This is a genomic window from Heliomicrobium undosum (assembly GCF_009877425.1).
Classification (GTDB): Bacteria; Bacillota; Desulfitobacteriia; order Heliobacteriales; family Heliobacteriaceae; genus Heliomicrobium; species Heliomicrobium undosum.
This window is the reverse complement of record NZ_WXEY01000001.1, coordinates 279,177-297,512: the sequence shown is the minus strand read 5'-3', so window position 1 is coordinate 297,512 and position 18,336 is coordinate 279,177. Positions and strand designations below refer to the sequence as shown.

17 protein-coding genes are annotated in these 18,336 nt (G+C 58.3%); 12 read left to right on the top strand and 5 right to left on the bottom strand.

Features of this window, described 5'->3' with window-relative positions; translation table 11 throughout:
- Window positions 1-95 precede the first annotated feature (95 nt).
- Genes GTO91_RS01400 through GTO91_RS01385 form a run of 4 tightly spaced genes read left to right on the top strand, consistent with a single transcriptional unit; the run spans window position 96 to window position 2,738 of the window.
- Window positions 96-302, top strand: a complete 207-nt coding sequence (locus GTO91_RS01400; protein WP_161253695.1) for a 4Fe-4S binding protein — start codon at window positions 96-98, stop codon at window positions 300-302.
- Window positions 303-319: 17 nt separating this feature from the next.
- Window positions 320-1,423, top strand: coding sequence for a 3-methyl-2-oxobutanoate dehydrogenase subunit VorB (locus GTO91_RS01395; protein ID WP_170294035.1), 1,104 nt, complete (start codon window positions 320-322; stop codon window positions 1,421-1,423).
- Window positions 1,424-1,426: 3 nt separating this feature from the next.
- A complete protein-coding gene (locus GTO91_RS01390; protein ID WP_161253688.1) occupies window positions 1,427-2,176 on the top strand; it encodes a thiamine pyrophosphate-dependent enzyme in 750 nt (249 codons plus the stop codon).
- A gap of 1 nt (window position 2,177) precedes the next feature.
- Window positions 2,178-2,738, top strand: coding sequence for a 2-oxoacid:acceptor oxidoreductase family protein (locus tag GTO91_RS01385; protein WP_161253686.1), 561 nt, complete (start codon window positions 2,178-2,180; stop codon window positions 2,736-2,738).
- 77 nt (window positions 2,739-2,815) lie between these two features.
- Here GTO91_RS01385 and GTO91_RS01380 read toward each other — a convergent pair whose 3' ends face one another.
- Together GTO91_RS01380 and GTO91_RS18560 are read right to left on the bottom strand one after the other, a co-directional pair.
- The gene (locus tag GTO91_RS01380; protein ID WP_161253683.1) at window positions 2,816-2,977 is read right to left on the bottom strand and encodes a hypothetical protein; all 162 of its coding nucleotides are present in this window, start codon (window positions 2,975-2,977) and stop codon (window positions 2,816-2,818) included.
- 68 nt (window positions 2,978-3,045) lie between these two features.
- Window positions 3,046-4,425: an MFS transporter gene (locus GTO91_RS18560; protein ID WP_161253682.1), complete on the bottom strand. Its 1,380-nt coding sequence runs from the start codon at window positions 4,423-4,425 to the stop codon at window positions 3,046-3,048.
- 243 nt (window positions 4,426-4,668) lie between these two features.
- On the opposite strand from GTO91_RS18560, the gene GTO91_RS01370 reads away from it, so the two are divergent.
- Genes GTO91_RS01370 through GTO91_RS01355 form a run of 4 tightly spaced genes read left to right on the top strand, consistent with a single transcriptional unit; the run spans window position 4,669 to window position 10,113 of the window.
- Window positions 4,669-5,223 (top strand): LutC/YkgG family protein, encoded by a 555-nt coding sequence (locus GTO91_RS01370; protein WP_161253680.1) that lies wholly within the window; start codon window positions 4,669-4,671, stop codon window positions 5,221-5,223.
- A gap of 5 nt (window positions 5,224-5,228) precedes the next feature.
- Window positions 5,229-7,391 carry an L-lactate dehydrogenase (quinone) large subunit LdhH gene (ldhH, locus tag GTO91_RS01365; protein ID WP_161253678.1) on the top strand — a complete coding sequence of 721 codons (2,163 nt, stop codon included), beginning with the start codon at window positions 5,229-5,231 and terminating at the stop codon, window positions 7,389-7,391.
- Window positions 7,392-7,410: 19 nt separating this feature from the next.
- The gene (locus GTO91_RS01360; protein WP_161253676.1) at window positions 7,411-8,799 is read left to right on the top strand and encodes an FAD-binding oxidoreductase; all 1,389 of its coding nucleotides are present in this window, start codon (window positions 7,411-7,413) and stop codon (window positions 8,797-8,799) included.
- Between the two features lie 3 nt (window positions 8,800-8,802).
- Window positions 8,803-10,113 carry a (Fe-S)-binding protein gene (locus tag GTO91_RS01355; RefSeq protein ID WP_161253674.1) on the top strand — a complete coding sequence of 437 codons (1,311 nt, stop codon included), beginning with the start codon at window positions 8,803-8,805 and terminating at the stop codon, window positions 10,111-10,113.
- Between the two features lie 128 nt (window positions 10,114-10,241).
- Here the strand turns inward: GTO91_RS01355 and GTO91_RS01350 are convergent, their stop codons facing one another.
- The 3 genes from GTO91_RS01350 to GTO91_RS01340 form a co-directional block, all read right to left on the bottom strand.
- The gene (locus GTO91_RS01350) at window positions 10,242-10,820 is read right to left on the bottom strand and encodes a TlpA family protein disulfide reductase (RefSeq protein WP_207708957.1); all 579 of its coding nucleotides are present in this window, start codon (window positions 10,818-10,820) and stop codon (window positions 10,242-10,244) included.
- Between the two features lie 221 nt (window positions 10,821-11,041).
- Window positions 11,042-12,811, bottom strand: coding sequence for an L-lactate permease (locus tag GTO91_RS01345; protein ID WP_161253670.1), 1,770 nt, complete (start codon window positions 12,809-12,811; stop codon window positions 11,042-11,044).
- 434 nt (window positions 12,812-13,245) lie between these two features.
- The gene (locus GTO91_RS01340; protein WP_161253667.1) at window positions 13,246-14,136 is read right to left on the bottom strand and encodes an NAD(P)/FAD-dependent oxidoreductase; all 891 of its coding nucleotides are present in this window, start codon (window positions 14,134-14,136) and stop codon (window positions 13,246-13,248) included.
- A 484-nt stretch (window positions 14,137-14,620) separates the two neighbouring features.
- Between GTO91_RS01340 and GTO91_RS01335 the strand changes: the two genes are divergently transcribed.
- The 4 genes from GTO91_RS01335 to sdhB are packed head-to-tail and all read left to right on the top strand — an operon-like array spanning window position 14,621 to window position 17,981.
- Entirely contained in the window at window positions 14,621-14,842 is a 222-nt protein-coding gene (locus GTO91_RS01335; protein WP_161253664.1) for a hypothetical protein, read from the top strand.
- Window positions 14,829-15,458 carry a succinate dehydrogenase gene (locus GTO91_RS01330; protein WP_161253661.1) on the top strand — a complete coding sequence of 210 codons (630 nt, stop codon included), beginning with the start codon at window positions 14,829-14,831 and terminating at the stop codon, window positions 15,456-15,458. Before GTO91_RS01335 ends, GTO91_RS01330 begins: the two co-directional genes overlap by 14 nt.
- A gap of 22 nt (window positions 15,459-15,480) precedes the next feature.
- Window positions 15,481-17,232, top strand: a complete 1,752-nt coding sequence (sdhA, locus tag GTO91_RS01325; RefSeq protein ID WP_161253658.1) for a succinate dehydrogenase flavoprotein subunit — start codon at window positions 15,481-15,483, stop codon at window positions 17,230-17,232.
- A gap of 2 nt (window positions 17,233-17,234) precedes the next feature.
- Window positions 17,235-17,981 carry a succinate dehydrogenase iron-sulfur subunit gene (gene sdhB / locus GTO91_RS01320; protein ID WP_161253655.1) on the top strand — a complete coding sequence of 249 codons (747 nt, stop codon included), beginning with the start codon at window positions 17,235-17,237 and terminating at the stop codon, window positions 17,979-17,981.
- Window positions 17,982-18,336: the final 355 nt, after the last annotated feature.

Here is an 18,336-nt window from a genome sequence, read left to right as displayed (position 1 = left end):
TTCGCCGGAACGGAGAGAAAGATCTTTTAATCACAAAATATTCGAAACCTTTCGAATGCAAATACAAAAAATTACTAACCGGGGAGGTGTTGTCGTTGCCGAAAGTCATATTCCGGGAAGAACGCTGCAAGGGGTGCCGCCTCTGTACGGCCGCCTGTCCGGTGGGGATCGTCATCATGGATGAAAGCCGCCTGAATGCCAAAGGGTTTCAGCCGGCGGTGGTGACCGATATGGAGAAATGCAGGGGATGCGCCCTTTGTGCGCGCGTCTGCCCTGATCTGGTCATCGAAGTGGAGAAATAGGAAGAAAGGTGAACAACATGGCCGAAAAGGTGCTGATGAAAGGGAACGAGGCCTTGGCCGAGGCGGCCATCCGGGCCGGTTGCCGTTTTTTCTTCGGCTATCCCATCACACCCCAGAATGAACTCCTCGAATACATGGCCCGTCACCTGCCTGAGGTGGGCGGGACGTTTCTTCAGTCGGAGAGCGAGATCGGCGCCATTAACATGGTCTTCGGCGCCGCCTGCGCCGGTGTCCGCGTCATGACCTCCTCATCCGGCCCCGGTATCAGCCTCAAGCAAGAGGGTGTCTCCTATATCGCCGGTTCGGAACTGCCGGCGGTCATCGTCAACATCATGCGCACCGGTCCGGGCCTGGGCGGGATCGCCCCCACCCAGAGCGATTACTTCCAGGCCACCAAAGGCGGCGGACATGGCGACTACCGGTTGATGGTGCTGGCGCCAGCCTCTGTCCAGGAGATGGTCGACTTGACGGCGCTCGCTTTTGAAAAAGCCGACGAGTACCGCAACCCTGTCCTGATCCTGGGCGACGGCGTCCTCGGCCAGATGATGGAGCCTGTCGTCCTGCCCGAACCGTCTCCCGAAAAGACCGTCGAGAAGCCCTGGGCGACCACGGGGAAGGGGGACAATGAGAAAGCGAAACTAATCACTTCCTTATATATAAAGCCGGAGGAAGCCGAGTGTTTTTGCGACCACCTGCGCGCCAAATACAGCGCCATGGAGGAGCGGGAGACCCGCTTTGAATGCTACCGGACCGATGACGCCGAGATCATCGCCGTCGCCTACGGCACGGCGGCGCGGCTGTGCATGGCCGCTGTCGATATGGTCCGTGAAAAGGGCATCCGCGTCGGCCTGATCCGGCCGATCACCCTGTTTCCCTTCCCTTCGGCGCCGCTTCGCGAAGCCGCCGAAGGTGGGGCCTGGTTCCTCACGGTGGAACTGAGCACCGGTCAGATGGTGGAAGACGTTCGCCTGGCCGTCGGCGGCCGGCAGCCTGTCGATTTTTACGGGCGTTCCGGCGGCATGGTCCCTGACCCACGGGTGATCGCTGCCCGCCTAGAGGAACTGGCCGAGAAAAAGGCGAACGCCGAGACGGCGCAACCAAACGAGGGAGGAGCGGCCTAAGCGATGGGAACAAAAGTATTCAGCCGGCCCGACTGCCTGCGCGATGTGGCCACCCATTACTGCCCGGGATGCCACCACGGCATCATTCACCGGCTCGTGGCGGAAGCCATCGATGAACTGGAACTGGCCCCCCGCACGATCGGGGTCGCCCCTGTCGGTTGCTCGGTTTTCATCTATGATTACATCGATACAGACTTCATCCAGGCCTCTCACGGCCGCGCGCCGGCCGTCGCCACCGGTGTCAAACGAGCGCTGCCGGACCGGATCGTTTTCACCTACCAGGGTGACGGCGACCTGGCCGCCATCGGCACGTCGGAGATCATCCACACGGCTGCCCGTGGCGAGAATGTGACGGTCATCTTCGTCAACAACGCCATCTACGGCATGACCGGCGGCCAGTCGGCCCCGACGACCCTCCTCGGCCAGTCGACGACGACGGCTCCAAAAGGCCGTGATGCCGGCGCTGACGGCGCGCCCATCCAGGTCTGCGAGATGCTGAACACGTTGCAGCGCCCCGCCTTCATCAGCCGCGTCTCCGTACATACGCCGGCTCAGGTCGTTCGGGCGAAAAAAGCGATCCGCCGCGCCTTCCAGTGCCAGCAGGAGGGGAAAGGGTTCTCCTTCGTTGAGGTCCTGTCCGCTTGCCCCACCAACTGGGGGATGACGCCGCTGGACGCCAACAAGTGGCTGGAACAGCAGATGCTGCCCTACTACCCGATCAAGGATTTCCGGATCCCCGAGGGGGTGCAGTAAGATGGAACATCGTCTGATCTTCGCCGGTTTCGGCGGCCAGGGCGTCATGCTGATGGGCCAACTGGTGGCCTACGCCGGGATGCTCGAAGGGAAACACGTGGCCTGGATCCCCTCCTACGGTCCCGAGATGCGCGGCGGCACGGCCAACTGCGCCGTCACCGTCTCCGACAGGCCCGTCGCCTCGCCCATCGTCTATGAACCGACCGGCGCTATCGTCCTCAACCAGCCCTCGCTGGAAAAATTCGGCCCTTTGCTGGTTCCGGGCGGCTTATTGCTGATCAACTCGTCCTTGATCGGCGAGTCCAGCCCCCGCGCCGACATCACTCAGCTGCGTCTGGCCGCCAACGACCTAGCCAACCAGTTGGGCAACCTGAAGGTGGCCAACATGTTCCTTCTGGGAGCGCTCCTCGGGTTGACGAATGTGGTCGAAAAGGAGTCGATCATGACGGCCCTGCAAAAAATGCTGCCGCCCCGCCGGCACAACCTGTTGCCCGTTAACCGGGTGGCGCTGGAGACGGGGATGGAGCAGGTGGCGTCGTCGGTTCGGCTCAGTCGAGTGTAGCGCCATCGAATCATCGATAGTTCTATAGTCAAAGCAAAAACCGGGAGTCTCCCGGTTTTTGTCTTTTGAAGGGTCTTTTATCGTGGCAAATCCTTGACGGGCGAGTCTTCCGGCACGGTCACCTTCGCGTTAGGCGTCAACTGCACCGTTTTCATGTTCTCCTTGGGTTTCACGTCGCTGTGCTGCTCCACCTGTTCTGTTTTCGTCGCATGGGGATCGCCCAGTATCCCTTTTTCCATTTCGCCTTCCTCCTGTCGTCTCAAAAATGCGCATATTTCGGGCATAGCTTTTGCCAACCCCGGTGGCTTCATTCCTTTTCTTCATTAGGGCGGTAAGCGGGTGTAGGCAAGCGCTTGCCTAAGGGCGCTCCATCCTCATGAACAGACCGATCCGCTCCCACCTTACCGACCTGGCCAACCGCGTCAAGAGTCCCTACTTCCCCGATTTCCCGCGGCTCTGGCAGCCGATAGGCCAGCAGCAGCGCCACCACCTCAATTGCTGCCACGACCCAGAAGATCCACTGCATCGGCACAAGGCGGAGGAAGGCGCCGGCGGTGATGGGGAGGAGGGCGACAGGGGCAGAGAAGAGGTTGGAGAGGCTCACATAGACAGGGCGTTTTTCCACCGGCGTCGTTTCCATCAGGTAGTTGACAAAGCCCAGCCACCCGCCGAAACAGGCGCCGAGGAACATGAAGCCGAGGCCTGTGCCGGCGAAGGCGGCCATGCCTGCCAACTGCTGAGAAAAGACGATGAGCAGGGGAACGGCGATGTTGATCGCCGTTACGGTCATGATCGTCCGGCGGTTGCCGACGCGATCGCTCAAGTAGCCCAATAACAGTCCGCCGCCCACTTGGCCGAGCACCTGAAGCGACAATAAGACGCCCGGCGCCCAGGCCGGCAGTACGCCCGTTTGCCGAATGAAGAGAATATAAAAGGGAAAGCCCAGCACGTTGAAGCTGGTCAGCACCTGGACGAGCAGCATCCGCGAGAAGAGGCGGTGCTCGGCCAGGTACTGGGGGATCCGGCTGACCACATGGGTGACCGATAACTCGCGCGCCTTCTCTTTCGTTTTTGGCGGATCCACTGCCAGGCGGATCATCGTCGTCGATATGAACATAAAAGCAGCGCCGATGGCGATAAGGAGGGCGAAGTTATCGGGGAAGGTCAAGCGGGGAGATGCAAAGACGCGCTGCACGACAAGGGTGCCGGCCAGGGCGCCCAGGCCGCCGAGGGCTTGCATCGTTCCGAAGAGCTTTCCCCGGTGGGAATCGTCGATGGTCCGGCCGAAGACATCCATCCAGGGCACCTGGGCGATGCCCTCGCCGAAGGCGAACAGGGTGTAGGCGCTCAGGAACAGCAATGCCACAAGCGCCGGCGGCGCGTCGAACCCGATCGCCAGCGCCGGCAGAAGCAACGGCAGGCGTGTCGTCAGGTGCAGGCGGAAGATGAAGCGGTTCAGACGGGTGGCGCCGGTCACCCAGCCGGCCATCAAAATCTGCGGCAGAAAAAAACCGACCGTGCGCACGGTTGAGGCCAAACCTACCAGGACCGGCGACTGGGTGAGTTGGTTGAGAAAGAGGGGCACAACGATGGTGCCGTCGATAAAGGCGAGCGCCGTGAAGTAGAGGGCGCCGTTAGCTGTCATAAAATAGAAGTTTCGCTTGTCAACCTGATCGCGCCATTGCACTCGGTCACCGCCTCCTGCCTTTCAATCGTCGCCTTGCCTTTTCCCCTACAGGAGTGGAAAAAATGGCAGCGACATTTTATAATTCCCGGAATGCAGAAGGAGGATTCCGGGATCAAACGTCGAATAGGTTTTCAGATTGGTGGTCAGACCATCTGAACATCTGTTTGTACTTTTTTTAACATGGCAATCATCCCAGTCCGGTCTGACCTCCAATCGATATGAATAAAAGGAGTTGGAAGAAACGTGTCCTCGGAAAAACTTTTTTCCGTTTTTAAGGAAAAGGCGGGGGTCATGTCCGCTCAGGTTCACCGGGTGGGCACATGGGCCCAAGCCGGCGAACTGATCGCCGAACAGGTCAAAGAGCTGAAGGCGCAACGGGTTCACCTCTTTCCCACGCCCCAACTGGAGAAGACCAACTGCCGGGCCACGCTGGCCAAGACCGGGGTCACCATTTCCGAAAAACTCGATCGCCATGAACTCGACGTCACCGATGTGGGCATTACTTTCGTTCCGTATGCGGTTGCGGAGACAGGATCAATCTTTCATCCCGAGACAGATCCCCTGGGGCGCGTTGTGACCATGTTGCCCCCGACCCATATCGCTGTCGTCCCTTTTAATAAGATTCTCCCGACCGTCGCCGACGCGCTGGAAACGGTCGTTAAAGACTTTGGCGCCGTTCCCGGCTACATGTCCTTCATCTCCGGCCCGAGCCGGACCGCCGATATCGAGCGGGTGCTCACCATCGGCGTCCACGGCCCCAGCAAACTGATCGTAATTCTCGTCGACGAAGGGGTGTAAGAGGAATGTCCAACGAGCAGCACAATCAAGACTTCAAAGCGTCGATTCAAAAGGCCCTGAACGACCAGGTCATGCGGGGCGCCCTCAGCCGCTTCGCTGACGCCTACCCGACAGCCCGGAAAAACGCCTACCAGGGTGTGGACATTGAGGCGCTGCGCGGCGAGATCGCCTGCGCGAAAGCCAAAAACGGCGAAAACCTGGATCAACTGATCAAGCTTTTCACTGAGAACGCCACCAAGCGGGGCGCCAAGGTCTACTATGCCAAGACGGCCGAAGACGCCAACCGCTACATCGCCAACCTGGCCATTGAGAAAAAAGTCAAAAAGATTGTCAAGTCCAAATCGATGGCTTCCGAAGAGATTCACCTGAACGATCACCTGAAAAAGGCCGGTCTGATCGTCAACGAGACGGACCTGGGCGAATGGATCATCCAGTTGGCCGGCCAGAAGCCGAGCCACATGGTCATGCCTGCCATCCACCTCTCCAAGGAGCAGGTGGCCGGTTACTTCAGCAAGGAACTGAAATCGGACATCCCGCCCGATATCCCCCTCATGGTGCAAAAGGCCCGCGTCGAACTGCGGACCAAGTTCATTGAAGCCGACATGGGCATCTCCGGCGCCAACTTCGCCGTCGCTGAGACGGGCACCATCGCCACCGTCACCAACGAGGGCAACGCCCGCCTGACGACGACCCTCCCCCGCGTCCACGTCGCCCTCGTCGGCATCGAAAAGGTGATCAAGGACTTCAAGGAAGCGGCCAACATCATCAAGGCCCTGCCGAAGAGCGCCACCGGCCAGCTCATCACCAGCTATGTCACCATGGTCACCGGCGTCACCCCCACCGAGGTGGACGGCCAGGTCCAGGACAAGGAACTGCACATCGTCCTCATGGACAACGGCCGCAGCGACATGCTGAAGGATCCCAAGTTCAAGCAGGCCTGGCAGTGCATCCGCTGCGCCTCCTGCCTGAACGTCTGCCCGGCCTACCAGATGGTCGGCGGCCACGTCTACGGCCACATCTACGCCGGCGGCATCGGCGCCATCCTGACCTTCTTCTTCAACGATCCCACCGACGCGGAGAAGCCGCAAAACCTCTGCCTCGGCTGCGGCCGCTGCACCGAAGTCTGCCCCGGCAAGATCCCCATTCCTGACCTGATCCTGGAGATGCGCCGCCGCATGGCCGATAAAAAAGGCATCGGTCTGATCCCCAAGGCCATCTTCAACGTCGTCGCCAACCGCAAGTTGATGCACAGCCTGTTGCGCGTCGCCTCTGTCGGCCAGTTCCCCCTGACCGGCGGTAAGCCCTTCATCCGCCACCTGCCTTTCTTCTTCTCCGAACTGACGAAGGAGCGGAGTCTGCCGGCCGTGGCGCCGAAGCCCTTCCGCGACATCGCCAAGGAGCGCGAGAAGAAGAACACGGGCAAGAAAAAGCGGGTCAACTTCTATGCCGGCTGCCTCATCGACTTCTGCTACCCCCACATCGGCACGGCCGTCTACGACGTCCTCGAACACGCCGGCTGTGAAGTCTACTTCCCTTGGGATCAGGCCTGCTGCGGCGCCCCGTCCAAGTATATGGGCGACACGGAGTCCCAGATCCGGCTGGTCAAGCAGAACGTTGCCGCCATGGAAGAAGGCAACCCCGACTATATCGTCTCTGCCTGCCCGACCTGCACCGTCGCCATGATGGAAGATATCATCGAGGTGCTCAAAGACGACCCCGCCTGGTGTGAACGCGCCAAGAAGGTGGCCGCCAAGGTTCGCGACTTCTCCGCACTGGCCGAGGAACTGGGCGTCAAGGCCCCCGGCAAGAAGAAGAGCCTCAAGGGCAAGTTCACCTACCACGATTCCTGTCACTACCGCCGCCACCTGCACCTCTCCGACGTGCCCCGCAAGCTGCTCTCCGAAGTGGCCGGCATGGAACTTGTCGAGATGAAAGATTCCGATCAGTGCTGCGGCATGGCCGGTTCCTATCTGGTCAAGTTCCCCGAAATCTCCGCTCCGATCCTGCAGAAGAAGCTCGACAACATCGCCGCCACCGGCAGCGAACTTGTCTGTGTGGACTGCCCCGGCTGCGTCATGCAGATCTCCGGTGGTTTAGATAAACGCCGCAGTTCCGTGAAGATCCGGCACACCGCTGAGGTCCTGGCGGAAGCGCTGCGCAAAGGTTAAGAAAGAGGAGGATTCATTCATGTCCGTACAACAAGCCATCCGGGAAGTGGAAGCGCTGCTCGGCAAAGAGCGTGTTTTGACCACCGTGGAAGATCTGGCCTGCTACTCCTTTGACGGCACGGCTGACGCGCCGTCCAAACGTCCCGACGCCGTCATCATGCCCAAGACGACGGAAGAGGTGCAGGCGATCATGCGTATCGCCAGCAAGTACAAGACCCCCGTCTATCCCCGCGGCGCCGGCACCAACCTCTCTGGCGGCACCATCCCCATCAAGGGCGGCCTCGTAGTGACCTTTCAAATGATGAACAAGATCCTGGAGGTCGACGCTGAAAACCTGACCGCCACCGTCCAGCCGGGGGTCATCATCGCCTCGCTGAACACGGCTGTCGCCCCCTACGGTCTGATCTACCCGCCCGATCCCGGAACCGTCTCCACCGCCACTATGGCTGGTTCCACGGCTGAGTGCTCCGGCGGCCTGCGCGGCCTGAAGTATGGCGTCACCAAGCACTACATTATGGGCTTGGAAGTCGTCCTGGCCAATGGCGAGAAGTTCCGCGCCGGCGGCAAGACCGTCAAAAACGTGACCGCTTATGATCTCGTGAAGCTTTTCACCGGATCAGAAGGCACCCTGGGCATCATCACCGAACTGATCGTCAAATTGATCCCGGCGCCGGAAGCGAAAAAGTCCATGCTGGCCATCTTCAGCGATCTCGATGACGCCGGTAAGACCATCGCCGGCATCATCGCCGCCAAGGTCATCCCGGCTACCCTGGAGATCATGGACAAGACCACCATTGAAACAGTCGAAGCCTTTGCCAAGGCCGGTCTGCCCACCGACGCCGAAGCCGTTCTGCTCATCGAAGTCGACGGCATACCCGAAGTCGTTGAAAAAGAAGCCCAGGCTGTCGTTGAGGTCTGCAAGCGCTTCAACGGCAAGGTCCAAGTGGCTCGCGACGACGCCGAACGGGAGAAGCTCTGGGCCGCCCGCCGCGCCGCCCTGCCCGCCCTGGCCCGCAAATCGCCCACGACCGTTCTGGAAGACGCCACCGTGCCCCGTTCCCGCATCCCCGAAATGCTGCGGGCGATCCGCGCCATCGCCAAGAAATACGACCTGCTCATCGGCACCTTCGGTCACGCTGGTGACGGCAACCTGCACCCGACCATCCTCTGCGACGAGCGCAATGCCGAGCAGATGAAGCGGGTCCATAAGGCTGTCGACGAGATCTTCCGCGTCGCCGTCGACATGGGCGGCACCCTGTCGGGCGAGCACGGCATCGGCATGGCCAAGATGAAATACCTCGAGTGGGAACTGGGCGCCACCGGTGTGGACGTGCTGCGCCGCATCAAAGAAGCCCTTGACCCTGATTACCTGTTGAACCCCGGAAAAATGGTTGCGGGGAGGTCCTAAGGAATGGCCGATCTGAAAACACTGGAAAAAGCGCAGGAACTGATCAACCAGTGCATGAAGTGCGGCAACTGCCAGGCCGTCTGCCCCCTCTATGCCGAGACGATGCATGAGGGTGCTGTCGCCCGCGGCAAGATTAAGTTGGCTGTCGACGTGCTGGAAGGCAAGCTGCAGCCCAGCCACGCCGTCCTGGACAAGTTTGCCCTCTGCCTGACCTGCAAAGCCTGTGAAGCCAACTGCCCCTGTGGCGTTCACTGTGTCGACATCATCCTGGCCGCCCGTGCCCAACTGGCCGAGAAGGTCGGCCTGCCCTTCATCAAGCAGTCCATCTTCCGCGGCCTCAAGCTGCGCCGCCTCTTCAACTTCGGTCTGAAGGTGGGCGCCAACTTCCAGGGCGTAGCCTTAAAAAAGCGCGGAGAAGGCCTCAAAGGACGCACCATGCGCCTGCCTATCATGGGCATGGACATCCGCCGCGTCATTCCTGACCTGGCGACGACCCATTCCCGGGACATGTATGACGAGTTCAACCCGGCTCACAGCGGCAAAGGGAAGGTGCGCGCCGCCTTCTTCACCGGCTGTGTCAACAACCTGATCTACAACGACACCTGCAAGGCCATTGTGGAGGTCCTCCGCGCCAACGACGTGGACGTGATCATCCCGAAAGCCCAGCACTGCTGCGGCGCCCCTGTCTTTATCAATGGCGACCGCAACATCGGCCGTGAAATGGCCCGCCACAACCTGGAGGTCTTCAGCGCTGCCGACGAGAAGTACAACCTCGATTATGTTTTCATGGCTTGCGGCACCTGTGTCTGCTCCTTCGCCGAGCATTATACGCACCTGCTTCACGATGAGCCCAAGTACCACGCCATGGCGGAAAAATTGGCGAAGAAGACGACCGACGTGAACCCGCTGGTGATCAAGGTGGGCGGTCTGCAAAAGCCCCTTGGCAAGGTGGAGCATGTGGTCACCTATCACGACTCCTGCCACCTGGCCCGGAGCATGAAGGTCACTGCCGAGCCCCGGGAAATCATGAAGGCCATCCCCGGCGTCCGTTTCATTGAGATGAAAGACGCGGCTCGCTGCTGCGGCGGCGCCGGCTCCTTCAGTCTGACCCACTACGACCTGTCCAAGCAGATCACCACTAAGAAGGCGGAGAACATCCGCAGCACCGGCGCCACCCTGGCGACCACCGGCTGCCCCGGTTGCCGGATGACCATTGAAGACGGTCTGGCCCAGACCAACGTGAAGATCGACACGGTTCACCCTGTGGCGCTGCTCTATGAGTCCTACAAGAACAGCGGTGTCATCAAGGGATAGAGGCGAGCAGTGCCACTTGGCGCCTTACTCGCCCCTTGTAGAGACTGTAGAGGCCATTCGCTTTTTGAAATGCCATAAAAAAAGAGGCTTATCCCGGTTTGTCGGGGTAAGCCTCTTTTTTAGTGCTCCTATTTTAATAGCGGTTCCACCCGCTTCACGAAATCGTTCTTGCTCCGGGCCGCGCCGACGAGCACATCAGCGATATTCCCGTCCTTGTCGATAAAGAAAGTGGCCGGGATCGGCTGGATCCGGTAAGCCTCAGCGGCTAAGTTGTTGGGGTCATTATCGAGGAGGATGGGGAATTTGATATCCAGTTTCTGAACCAGATTCCGGACATCCTTTTCCTTATCGTTGAAGGTGAGGTTGACACCCAGTACGGCCACCTTGCCTTCATATTCTTTAGCAAATTCGTTGAGGTCAGGCATCTCGTTGCGGCACGGCTGGCACCAGGAGGCCCAGAAGTTGACCACCACCGGCTTGCCTTTATAGGCCGAGAGCGATTCCTCCTTGCCGTAGAGCGACATCAACTTGAAGTCGGGCGCCTTCAGCCGTTCTTTGGCCGCGCCGTTAGGGGTATTTGCTACTCCTGGGGTCTGCCCCAAAGCACCGGCGCCGGTGTTGCCGGTATCTGTAGAGACACAACCGGCGGCTGTGAGCGAAAGGGCCAACACCGGGACAAAGAACCACTTCGACCACTTTGTCATCATTTTTGTCACAGGTAATCATCCTCCCTATGTTTTCGTTGGCCTTTCAGGCGTTTTTTATACATACCCCTTGGGGTATCTGCTTTCCTCTATATACTACTCTGTTTTCTCCGGTGCGGCAAGGGGGACATGTGTTGGGGAAAAAAAGACCCCGCGCCATCGGGCGCGGGGTACAGTATCCGTTTCATGAGTCGATTCGGTTATCGATGGTTCAGTTCGAAAGCTTACCGCTTGGAATAAGCGCCTTTGCTGTCGGTCTGACCCATGACGGAGAAGCCGAGGATGGCTACGATAACAGCGGTGATGCCGAGGAGCATATAGCCTTCGGACTGCAACTGGGCCAAGTTGGCGGCAGCAGCAGCAGCAACGCCTTTCTGGTAGACGGGAATCATCCACTTCAGGACAGTCGCTTGCAGGTAGGTGATGATACAGACGATTACGAGGAAGAACAGGGAGTGCTTCACGGTGAAGCGGAACAGATCCGATTCCTTGCCGACCAGGCCGGTGGCGGCGGTGGCGACGGCGATGGACTGGGGCGAGATCATCTTGCCGGTGACGCCGCCGGAAGAGTTGGCAGCGACGGTCAGGACGGGATCGGTGCCAATCGTGTCCGCCGTAATGGCTTGCAGTTTGCCGAAAACAGCGTTGGCGGAGGTGTCAGAACCGGTGATGAAGACGCCGAGCCAGCCGAGGACGGGCGAGAAGAGGGGGAAGAGGGCGCCCGTGGTGGCCAGAGCCATACCCATGGTGTAGGTCATGCCGGAGGAGTTGCCGATATAGGCGTAACCGAGAACGGAGGCGATGGTGATCATGGGGAACTTCAGCGACTTGACGGTATCCCAGAAGATGCCGATGGTCTGGCCGAGGGGCATCCGCACGATCAGCATGGTGATGAAGGCGGAGAGCAGGATGGCCGTACCAGCGGCGGAGAGCCAGTTAAACTTGAAGATGGCAGCGATGGGGGCGTTGGTGGTCGGGTTGATGACGGCATTGTGGATGATGGGGAAGGCGAACTTGATGGAGACCGAGTCAAGGACAGCGTTGACAGCCTTCATGCCCCAGTCGCCGACCATGATGGTCAGGATGATGAAGGGGCTCCAGGCTTTCAGGACTTTCTTGAAGGTCAGGTTGGCTGTAGAAGCGTTGTAGGTGGCGGCAGGCTCGTTCTCAAAGCGCCAGATGTTTTTGGGCTTCCAGAGCTTGAGGAAGACGACCAGCGCGATGATGGAGCAGAGGGAGGAGATGATGTCGGGGAGCATGGCGCCCAGGTAGTTGGCAGACCACCACTGGCCGATGGCGAAAGCCAGGCCGGAGACGAGGGCGGCCGGCCAAACTTCTTTAACACCTTTCCAACCGGACATGATCATGACCAGCCAGAAGGGAACGAAGACGGACAGCAGGGGGAGCTGGCGACCAACCATCTGAGAGATGGCGAAATCGTCGATGCCGGAAACCTGGCCGGCGACGATGATGGGAATACCAATGCCGCCGAAGGCAACAGGGGCGGTGTTGGCGATCAGGCAGAGGCCGGCGGCGTAGAGGGGGTTGAAGCCGAGGCCGACGAGCATACCAGCCGAGATGGCGACAGGAGTGCCGAAGCCGGCAGCACCTTCAAGGAAGGCGCCGAAGGAGAAGGCGATCAGCAGCGCCTGGAGGCGGCGGTCGTCGGTGATGGAGGCGATGGAGTCTTTGATGATCTCAAACTGGCCGCTCTTTACAGTGAGGTTGTAGAGGAAGACGGCCGTGATGACGATCCAGCAGATGGGGAAGAGACCATAGAGGGCACCTTGCAGGGTCGAAGCGATGGCTACCTGCGCCGGCATGCCGTAAACGAAGATAGCGATGAGGACGGCGATGGTCGTCGTGGTGGAACCGGCGATGAAGCCTTTCATCTTTTGAATGGCCAGAGCCCAGAACAGATAGATGATGGGAATGACGGCAATGGCGGCCGACAGGAAGATATTCCCCATGGGATCGTATACTTGAGTCCACATAGTTGGGGGGCCTCCTTTCAAATTGAGAAAGTGCATGTGACATCTAGCACAAAGATAAGTGCGATAGGGGCAGAGAAACTGTAATCAGGAAGACCTGTGTTACGATCATTCAACGGCGGTTGGCGGTAAATCCCCCCTCTACGTGCCTGTGGGTTAGCTCAGAATCGTTGTCTACCATCGTATCTTACGATAAGATGAACTAACCAACAAGAGTTATGATGGTCTGACCGGCACTTTTATTACTATTCTCTGAATATCTGAAAACTCCTTCTGAGTTTGTGAAAACTTTTTTGATTTCCTGAAAAAATAAAAAAACGAGTTGGCAATAGGGGAAAAACCTACCGAATTACAGGATACTATAATAGGAAGTGATTAAGAACAGATTCACAAATATTCAGATTTGACCCTTTTATTTGACTAGAAAGATAATACAGTCACTTCTGGGGATTGTCCAGATAGCCGACGGCGCTGAGGGCGGCCACAGCGCCTTGGCCTACGGCCCTGGCCAATTGATAAGGCTTTCCCGTGCAGTCGCCGGCCGCATAGACACCGGGGATATTGGTCGCCATCTGCCCATCGATAGTGACAGCTTTATTATCGGTAGCCAGACCGGGAACAAGGATCTCCGCCTTTTGGGTTTCTCGTAGAATGAAGACACCGTCAACAGCAAACTCCTGCTCATCGACGACCAGGGAGGAGACGGTGTCAGCGCCTTTTATAGAAGGAGTTGTTCCGTGCAGCTGCGTCACATTTGTAGGCAGGGACAGATTGGCTGCACCGGTTGCTGAAGCGTTTTTTCCTTCCGGCAAAAGATAATACAGTTTATCGGTAACGCCGGCCAGGAACAAAACCTCATCGTGGGCGGCGCCGCCAGTGTAATCGATCAAGGCCACCGTTTTTCCTCGAAAGAGAGGGCCGTCACAGGTGGCGCAGTAGGACACACCTTTGCCCAGGAACTCATTTTCCCCAGGTAACACCTTTTCGATATGGACGCCGGTGGCGACGATCAGCGACCGGGCCGTATACTGGCCCTTCCCAGTGACCACAGCGAACTCCCCATCTCCCGGATAGACCGCTGTCACCCGTTCTTCCCGCAGCTCGATGCCGCGGCTGGACACATGGTGAAGATAACGCTTCATGAGTTCCTTGCCGGAGATCTCCGGCAAGCCCAGGTAGTTGTCGATCCGTTCGGCTTTTGCCAGGCGATGACTGCACTGCTTCGTTCCCAGAATGATGAATGACTTGTTCCGGATGTGCAGGTTCAAGGCTGCCGACAGACCCGCGGGTCCGCAACCAATGACGACAGAGTCGTAACGCTTAGCCATGGCGAATCCCCCTTTGGTTGGCGATAACCCTAGTCTATCCCAATAACATTGTTTCATTTGAGAAAAGGAGATTCTGCACGCAAATAAAAATATTCTTGAAATTATTACGATGAATGTGTTACATTCATCTCCAGACAGGTCTCGACAAGCAAGCGTCTACCAGGCTGACAACATCGCAGCATCGCGGTGGACAATGGCACAAACACAAATTTGGACCAGCAGGGAGAACAGTCAGCCGATATAGATATTATTTGCCGGGATTTCCATGATTGTCTATGAGATGAAGATGGTATGTTTAGCTTGTTACGTAAATATACAAGTATGAAAAAGGACGAAATAGGGACATAACGGACGAAATCAAGACCTAATTAGCTTATTTGCGCTTGTACACATGGTTGACTCCCCTTGTCCACGATGCTAAACTACGCGATGAGAACAGGGTTCGCCTCATTCACGAAAGGAACAGGGTATGGAAGGAGGATGATTGAGAAAAAAAGTGCAAGTTGCAGAAGCGGAGACCTGCTCATCGGCGGGCCTTTTGCCTGTTAACGGGCTTGGGCGACGATTAGAGCAGAATAAAACGACTTCAGCGGGTTTTTTTTTAGGCCAAAGTGTGAATTTTGTGAATTGGGCGAAAAAGAAAGAGAGATTTAGTTCTTTTATTACCCTTGGGGGCGGAAAGGAGCAGCGGAATGTCGGACAATAATCATTTTCTTATCCGTAAAGTTCACTCCTTGCTCGGCATCATTCCTATCGGTCTGTTTTTTGCTGAGCACGCATTGATGAACTCCATGGCCATCGTCAGCCAAGACATCTGGCTGGCTTGGTCGAGTTTCCTTCATCACCTGCCGTTCAAGTTCTTCCTTGAGATGGCAATGATCTTTATCCCCATCGCTTTCCACGCCATTTACGGCACCTATATCGTTTATGTGGCCAAGAACAACGTGCTTCAGTACAACTATTTCCGGAACTGGATGTTCTACCTGCAGCGCATCACGGCCATCATTACCGTTCTTTTTGTGGTCTGGCACGTCTGGTCCCTGAGGATGATGGACTTCTGGGGCGCAACCAGTGGCAACTACTTCACCAACTTCGGCCAATACCTGGCTTCCAGCCCCATCGCGTTGGCCGCCTACGTCATCGGTTTCCTGGCTGCCGCTTTCCACTTCGCCAACGGCATCTGGAGCTTCTGTGTGGCCTGGGGCATCACGATCGGTCCGAAAGCGCAAAATGTGACCTTCGTGCTGTGCATGGGCATCATGGGCGTCCTGTCTGTCGGCGGTCTGGGAGCGCTCTACTTCCTGATGAATGCGGCTCACTAACGATATATAGAGGTGGGATGAAATGGAAACGCGTATTATCGTCGTTGGTGGCGGTCTTGCCGGTCTGATGGCCGCTATCAAAATTTGCGAAGCCGGCGGCAAAGTCGACCTCTTCTCCTTGGTCTCGGTGAAACGCTCCCACTCGGTCTGCGCCCAGGGCGGGATCAACGGGGCCGTCAACACCAAGGGTGAAGGCGACTCCCCTCTCGAACATTTCGACGACACTGTCTACGGCGGCGACTTCCTGGCGAACCAGCCCCCCGTCAAAGCCATGTGCGATGCGGCCCCCGGGATCATCTACATGATGGACCGCATGGGCGTCATGTTTAACCGGACTCCGGAAGGCCTCCTGGACTTCCGCCGTTTCGGTGGCACGAAACACCACCGCACCGCTTTTGCCGGCGCCACGACGGGCCAACAGCTCCTCTACGCGCTGGACGAGCAAGTTCGCAAATGGGAAGCAGCTGGTCGTGTTACCAAATATGAAAACTGGGACTACCTTTCCTCCGTCCTCGACGGGGAAGGCATCACCCGCGGTATCGTCGCCCAGGATATGGCCTCCATGGAGATCCGCGCCTTCCGTGGTGACGCTGTCATCCTGGCCACCGGCGGCATCGGCATGATCTTCGGTCGTTCCACCAACTCGACCATCAACACCGGTTCGCCCCAAGCCTCGGCCTATCAGCAGGGCGTCTACTACGCCAACGGCGAGATGATCCAGGTGCACCCCACCGCCATCCCTGGCGAAGACAAGCTGCGCCTGATGTCCGAATCGGCCCGCGGCGAAGGCGGCCGGGTGTGGACCTATAAAGACGGCAAACCCTGGTACTTCCTCGAAGAATGGTATCCGGCCTACGGCAACCTGGTTCCCCGGGACGTGGCCACTCGCGCCATTCACAAGGTCTGCTACGAACTGGGCCTCGGCGTGGACGGCAAGCCCCAGGTCTACCTGGATCTGTCCCACATCGACGCCAAGACCCTGGACCGCAAGCTCGGCGGCATCCTCGAGATCTACGAAAAGTTCGTCGGCGACGACCCGCGCAAAGTGCCCATGAAGATCTTCCCTGGCATGCACTACACCATGGGCGGCCTCTGGACCGACTACGACGGCATGACCAACATCCCCGGCCTCTTCGCTTCTGGCGAAGCCGAGTACCAATACCATGGCGCGAACCGTCTGGGCGCCAACTCGCTCCTCTCGGCCATCTTCGGCGGCATGGTTTCCGGCCCGGCGACCATGAAGTATGTCAAAGGCCTGAAAAAGTCGGCTGCCGACGTTTCCCAGTCTGTCTTTGACCAGGAAGTCAAACGCCAGCAGGCCAAGATGGAAGAGATTTACCGCATGAGCGGCACGGAAAACCCCTATAAGATTCACGAAGAGCTCGGCGACATGATGCTGCAGCACGTCACCATCGTCCGGATCAACAAAGACCTGAAGGCGACGGACAACAAGCTGCAAGACCTCATGGCACGCTGGAAGAAGATCGGCCTGCCTGACAGCAGCCGCCATGCCAACCAGTCGGCTATCTTCACCCGTCACCTCTGGAACATGCTTGAGTTGGCCCGCGTGATCACCATTGGCGCCCTCAACCGGAACGAGAGCCGCGGCGCCCACTACAAGCCTGAATTCCCGAACCGTGACGACGCGAACTTCATGAAGACGACGAAGGCCAAGTGGACGGCCCAAGGCCCCGCGCTCGAGTATGAAGACGTCGATGTCTCTCTCATCAAGCCGCGGCCCCGCCGTTATGACGTGGACAAGGGGGCGAACTAATCATGGCCGAAACGATTCGTTTGCGTGTAAAGCGGCAAGACGGTCCGAACGGGACCCCGCGTTGGGAAGAGTTCGCCATTCCTTACCGGAAGAACCTCAACGTGATTGCCATGTTGCAGGACATTCAAAAGAACCCCGTGCTGGCCAACGGCCAGAAGACGACCCCTGTCGTCTTCGAGTGCAACTGCCTGGAAGAAGTCTGCGGCGCTTGCAGCATGGTCGTCAACGGCAAACCCCGCCAGGCCTGCTCGGCTCTGGTGGACCAACTGAGCCAGCCCATCACCCTCGAACCGCTCTCCAAGTTCACCCTGATCCGCGACCTGCAGGTCGACCGGACCCGGATGTTCGAGAGCCTGAAAAAGGTGAAGGCATGGATCGACATCGACGGCACCTATGACCTGGGCGCCGGCCCCCGCATGGCTCCCCGCGACCAGGAGTGGGCCTACCCCCTCTCCCGTTGCATGACCTGCGGCTGCTGCGCCGAGTCCTGCCCCAACTACAACCAGAAGTCGGCCTTCATCGGTCCGGCCGCCATCTCCCAGGTCCGCCTCTTCAACGCCCATCCCACCGGTGAAATGCAGTCCCATGATCGCCTTGACTCCGTCATGGGCCCGGGCGGCATCACTGACTGCGGCAACGCCCAGAACTGCGTCCGCGTCTGCCCGAAAGAAATCCCCCTGACCACCTCCATCGCCGACATCGGCCGGCAGACGGTGTTCCGTTGGATTGACCGGGCGCTCCGCTCCTAATCGCGCTGCACCTGATTCGCATGGTTCCTTCTTCATCGGTTTAATAAAACGACCTAGCTGGGGCGGGGCCCCGGCTAGGTCTTCCACCGCCCGGAAATGGGTTGTCCTAGGGCTTGCTTGATTCGCCACTGCGACCCGCGACCTATACATACATGCATCGATTCACCTATCCATACATAATCCTTGCAGACAGTGTATCGCGCTCCAAACCGCAGCAGCGACCGTAGCGTCATCTCCACCACCGGTCACCGCAATGCCATTGTCCACTGTCGATTTGTTAAAAAACCTTTCCGTCTACAGGTAAGGGTTGGCCCCGAAAGGGTTAACATATCAACAGCGAACAAGGAGGGCATTG

Excerpts from the sequence above, each read along its gene's own strand:
- GTO91_RS01395 (WP_170294035.1), top strand. The coding sequence starts at position 320 with ATGGCCGAAAAGGTGCTGATGAAAGGGAACGAGGCCTTGGCCGAGGCG.
- GTO91_RS01390 (WP_161253688.1), top strand. The coding sequence starts at position 1,427 with ATGGGAACAAAAGTATTCAGCCGGCCCGACTGCCTGCGCGATGTGGCC.
- GTO91_RS01385 (WP_161253686.1), top strand. The coding sequence starts at position 2,178 with ATGGAACATCGTCTGATCTTCGCCGGTTTCGGCGGCCAGGGCGTCATG.
- GTO91_RS01380 (WP_161253683.1), bottom strand. The coding sequence starts at position 2,977 with ATGGAAAAAGGGATACTGGGCGATCCCCATGCGACGAAAACAGAACAG.
- ldhH (WP_161253678.1), top strand. The coding sequence starts at position 5,229 with ATGTCCAACGAGCAGCACAATCAAGACTTCAAAGCGTCGATTCAAAAG.
- GTO91_RS01360 (WP_161253676.1), top strand. The coding sequence starts at position 7,411 with ATGTCCGTACAACAAGCCATCCGGGAAGTGGAAGCGCTGCTCGGCAAA.
- GTO91_RS01355 (WP_161253674.1), top strand. The coding sequence starts at position 8,803 with ATGGCCGATCTGAAAACACTGGAAAAAGCGCAGGAACTGATCAACCAG.
- GTO91_RS01350 (WP_207708957.1), bottom strand. The coding sequence starts at position 10,820 with ATGATGACAAAGTGGTCGAAGTGGTTCTTTGTCCCGGTGTTGGCCCTT.
- GTO91_RS01345 (WP_161253670.1), bottom strand. The coding sequence starts at position 12,811 with ATGTGGACTCAAGTATACGATCCCATGGGGAATATCTTCCTGTCGGCC.
- GTO91_RS01340 (WP_161253667.1), bottom strand. The coding sequence starts at position 14,136 with ATGGCTAAGCGTTACGACTCTGTCGTCATTGGTTGCGGACCCGCGGGT.
- GTO91_RS01330 (WP_161253661.1), top strand. The coding sequence starts at position 14,829 with ATGTCGGACAATAATCATTTTCTTATCCGTAAAGTTCACTCCTTGCTC.
- sdhA (WP_161253658.1), top strand. The coding sequence starts at position 15,481 with ATGGAAACGCGTATTATCGTCGTTGGTGGCGGTCTTGCCGGTCTGATG.
- sdhB (WP_161253655.1), top strand. The coding sequence starts at position 17,235 with ATGGCCGAAACGATTCGTTTGCGTGTAAAGCGGCAAGACGGTCCGAAC.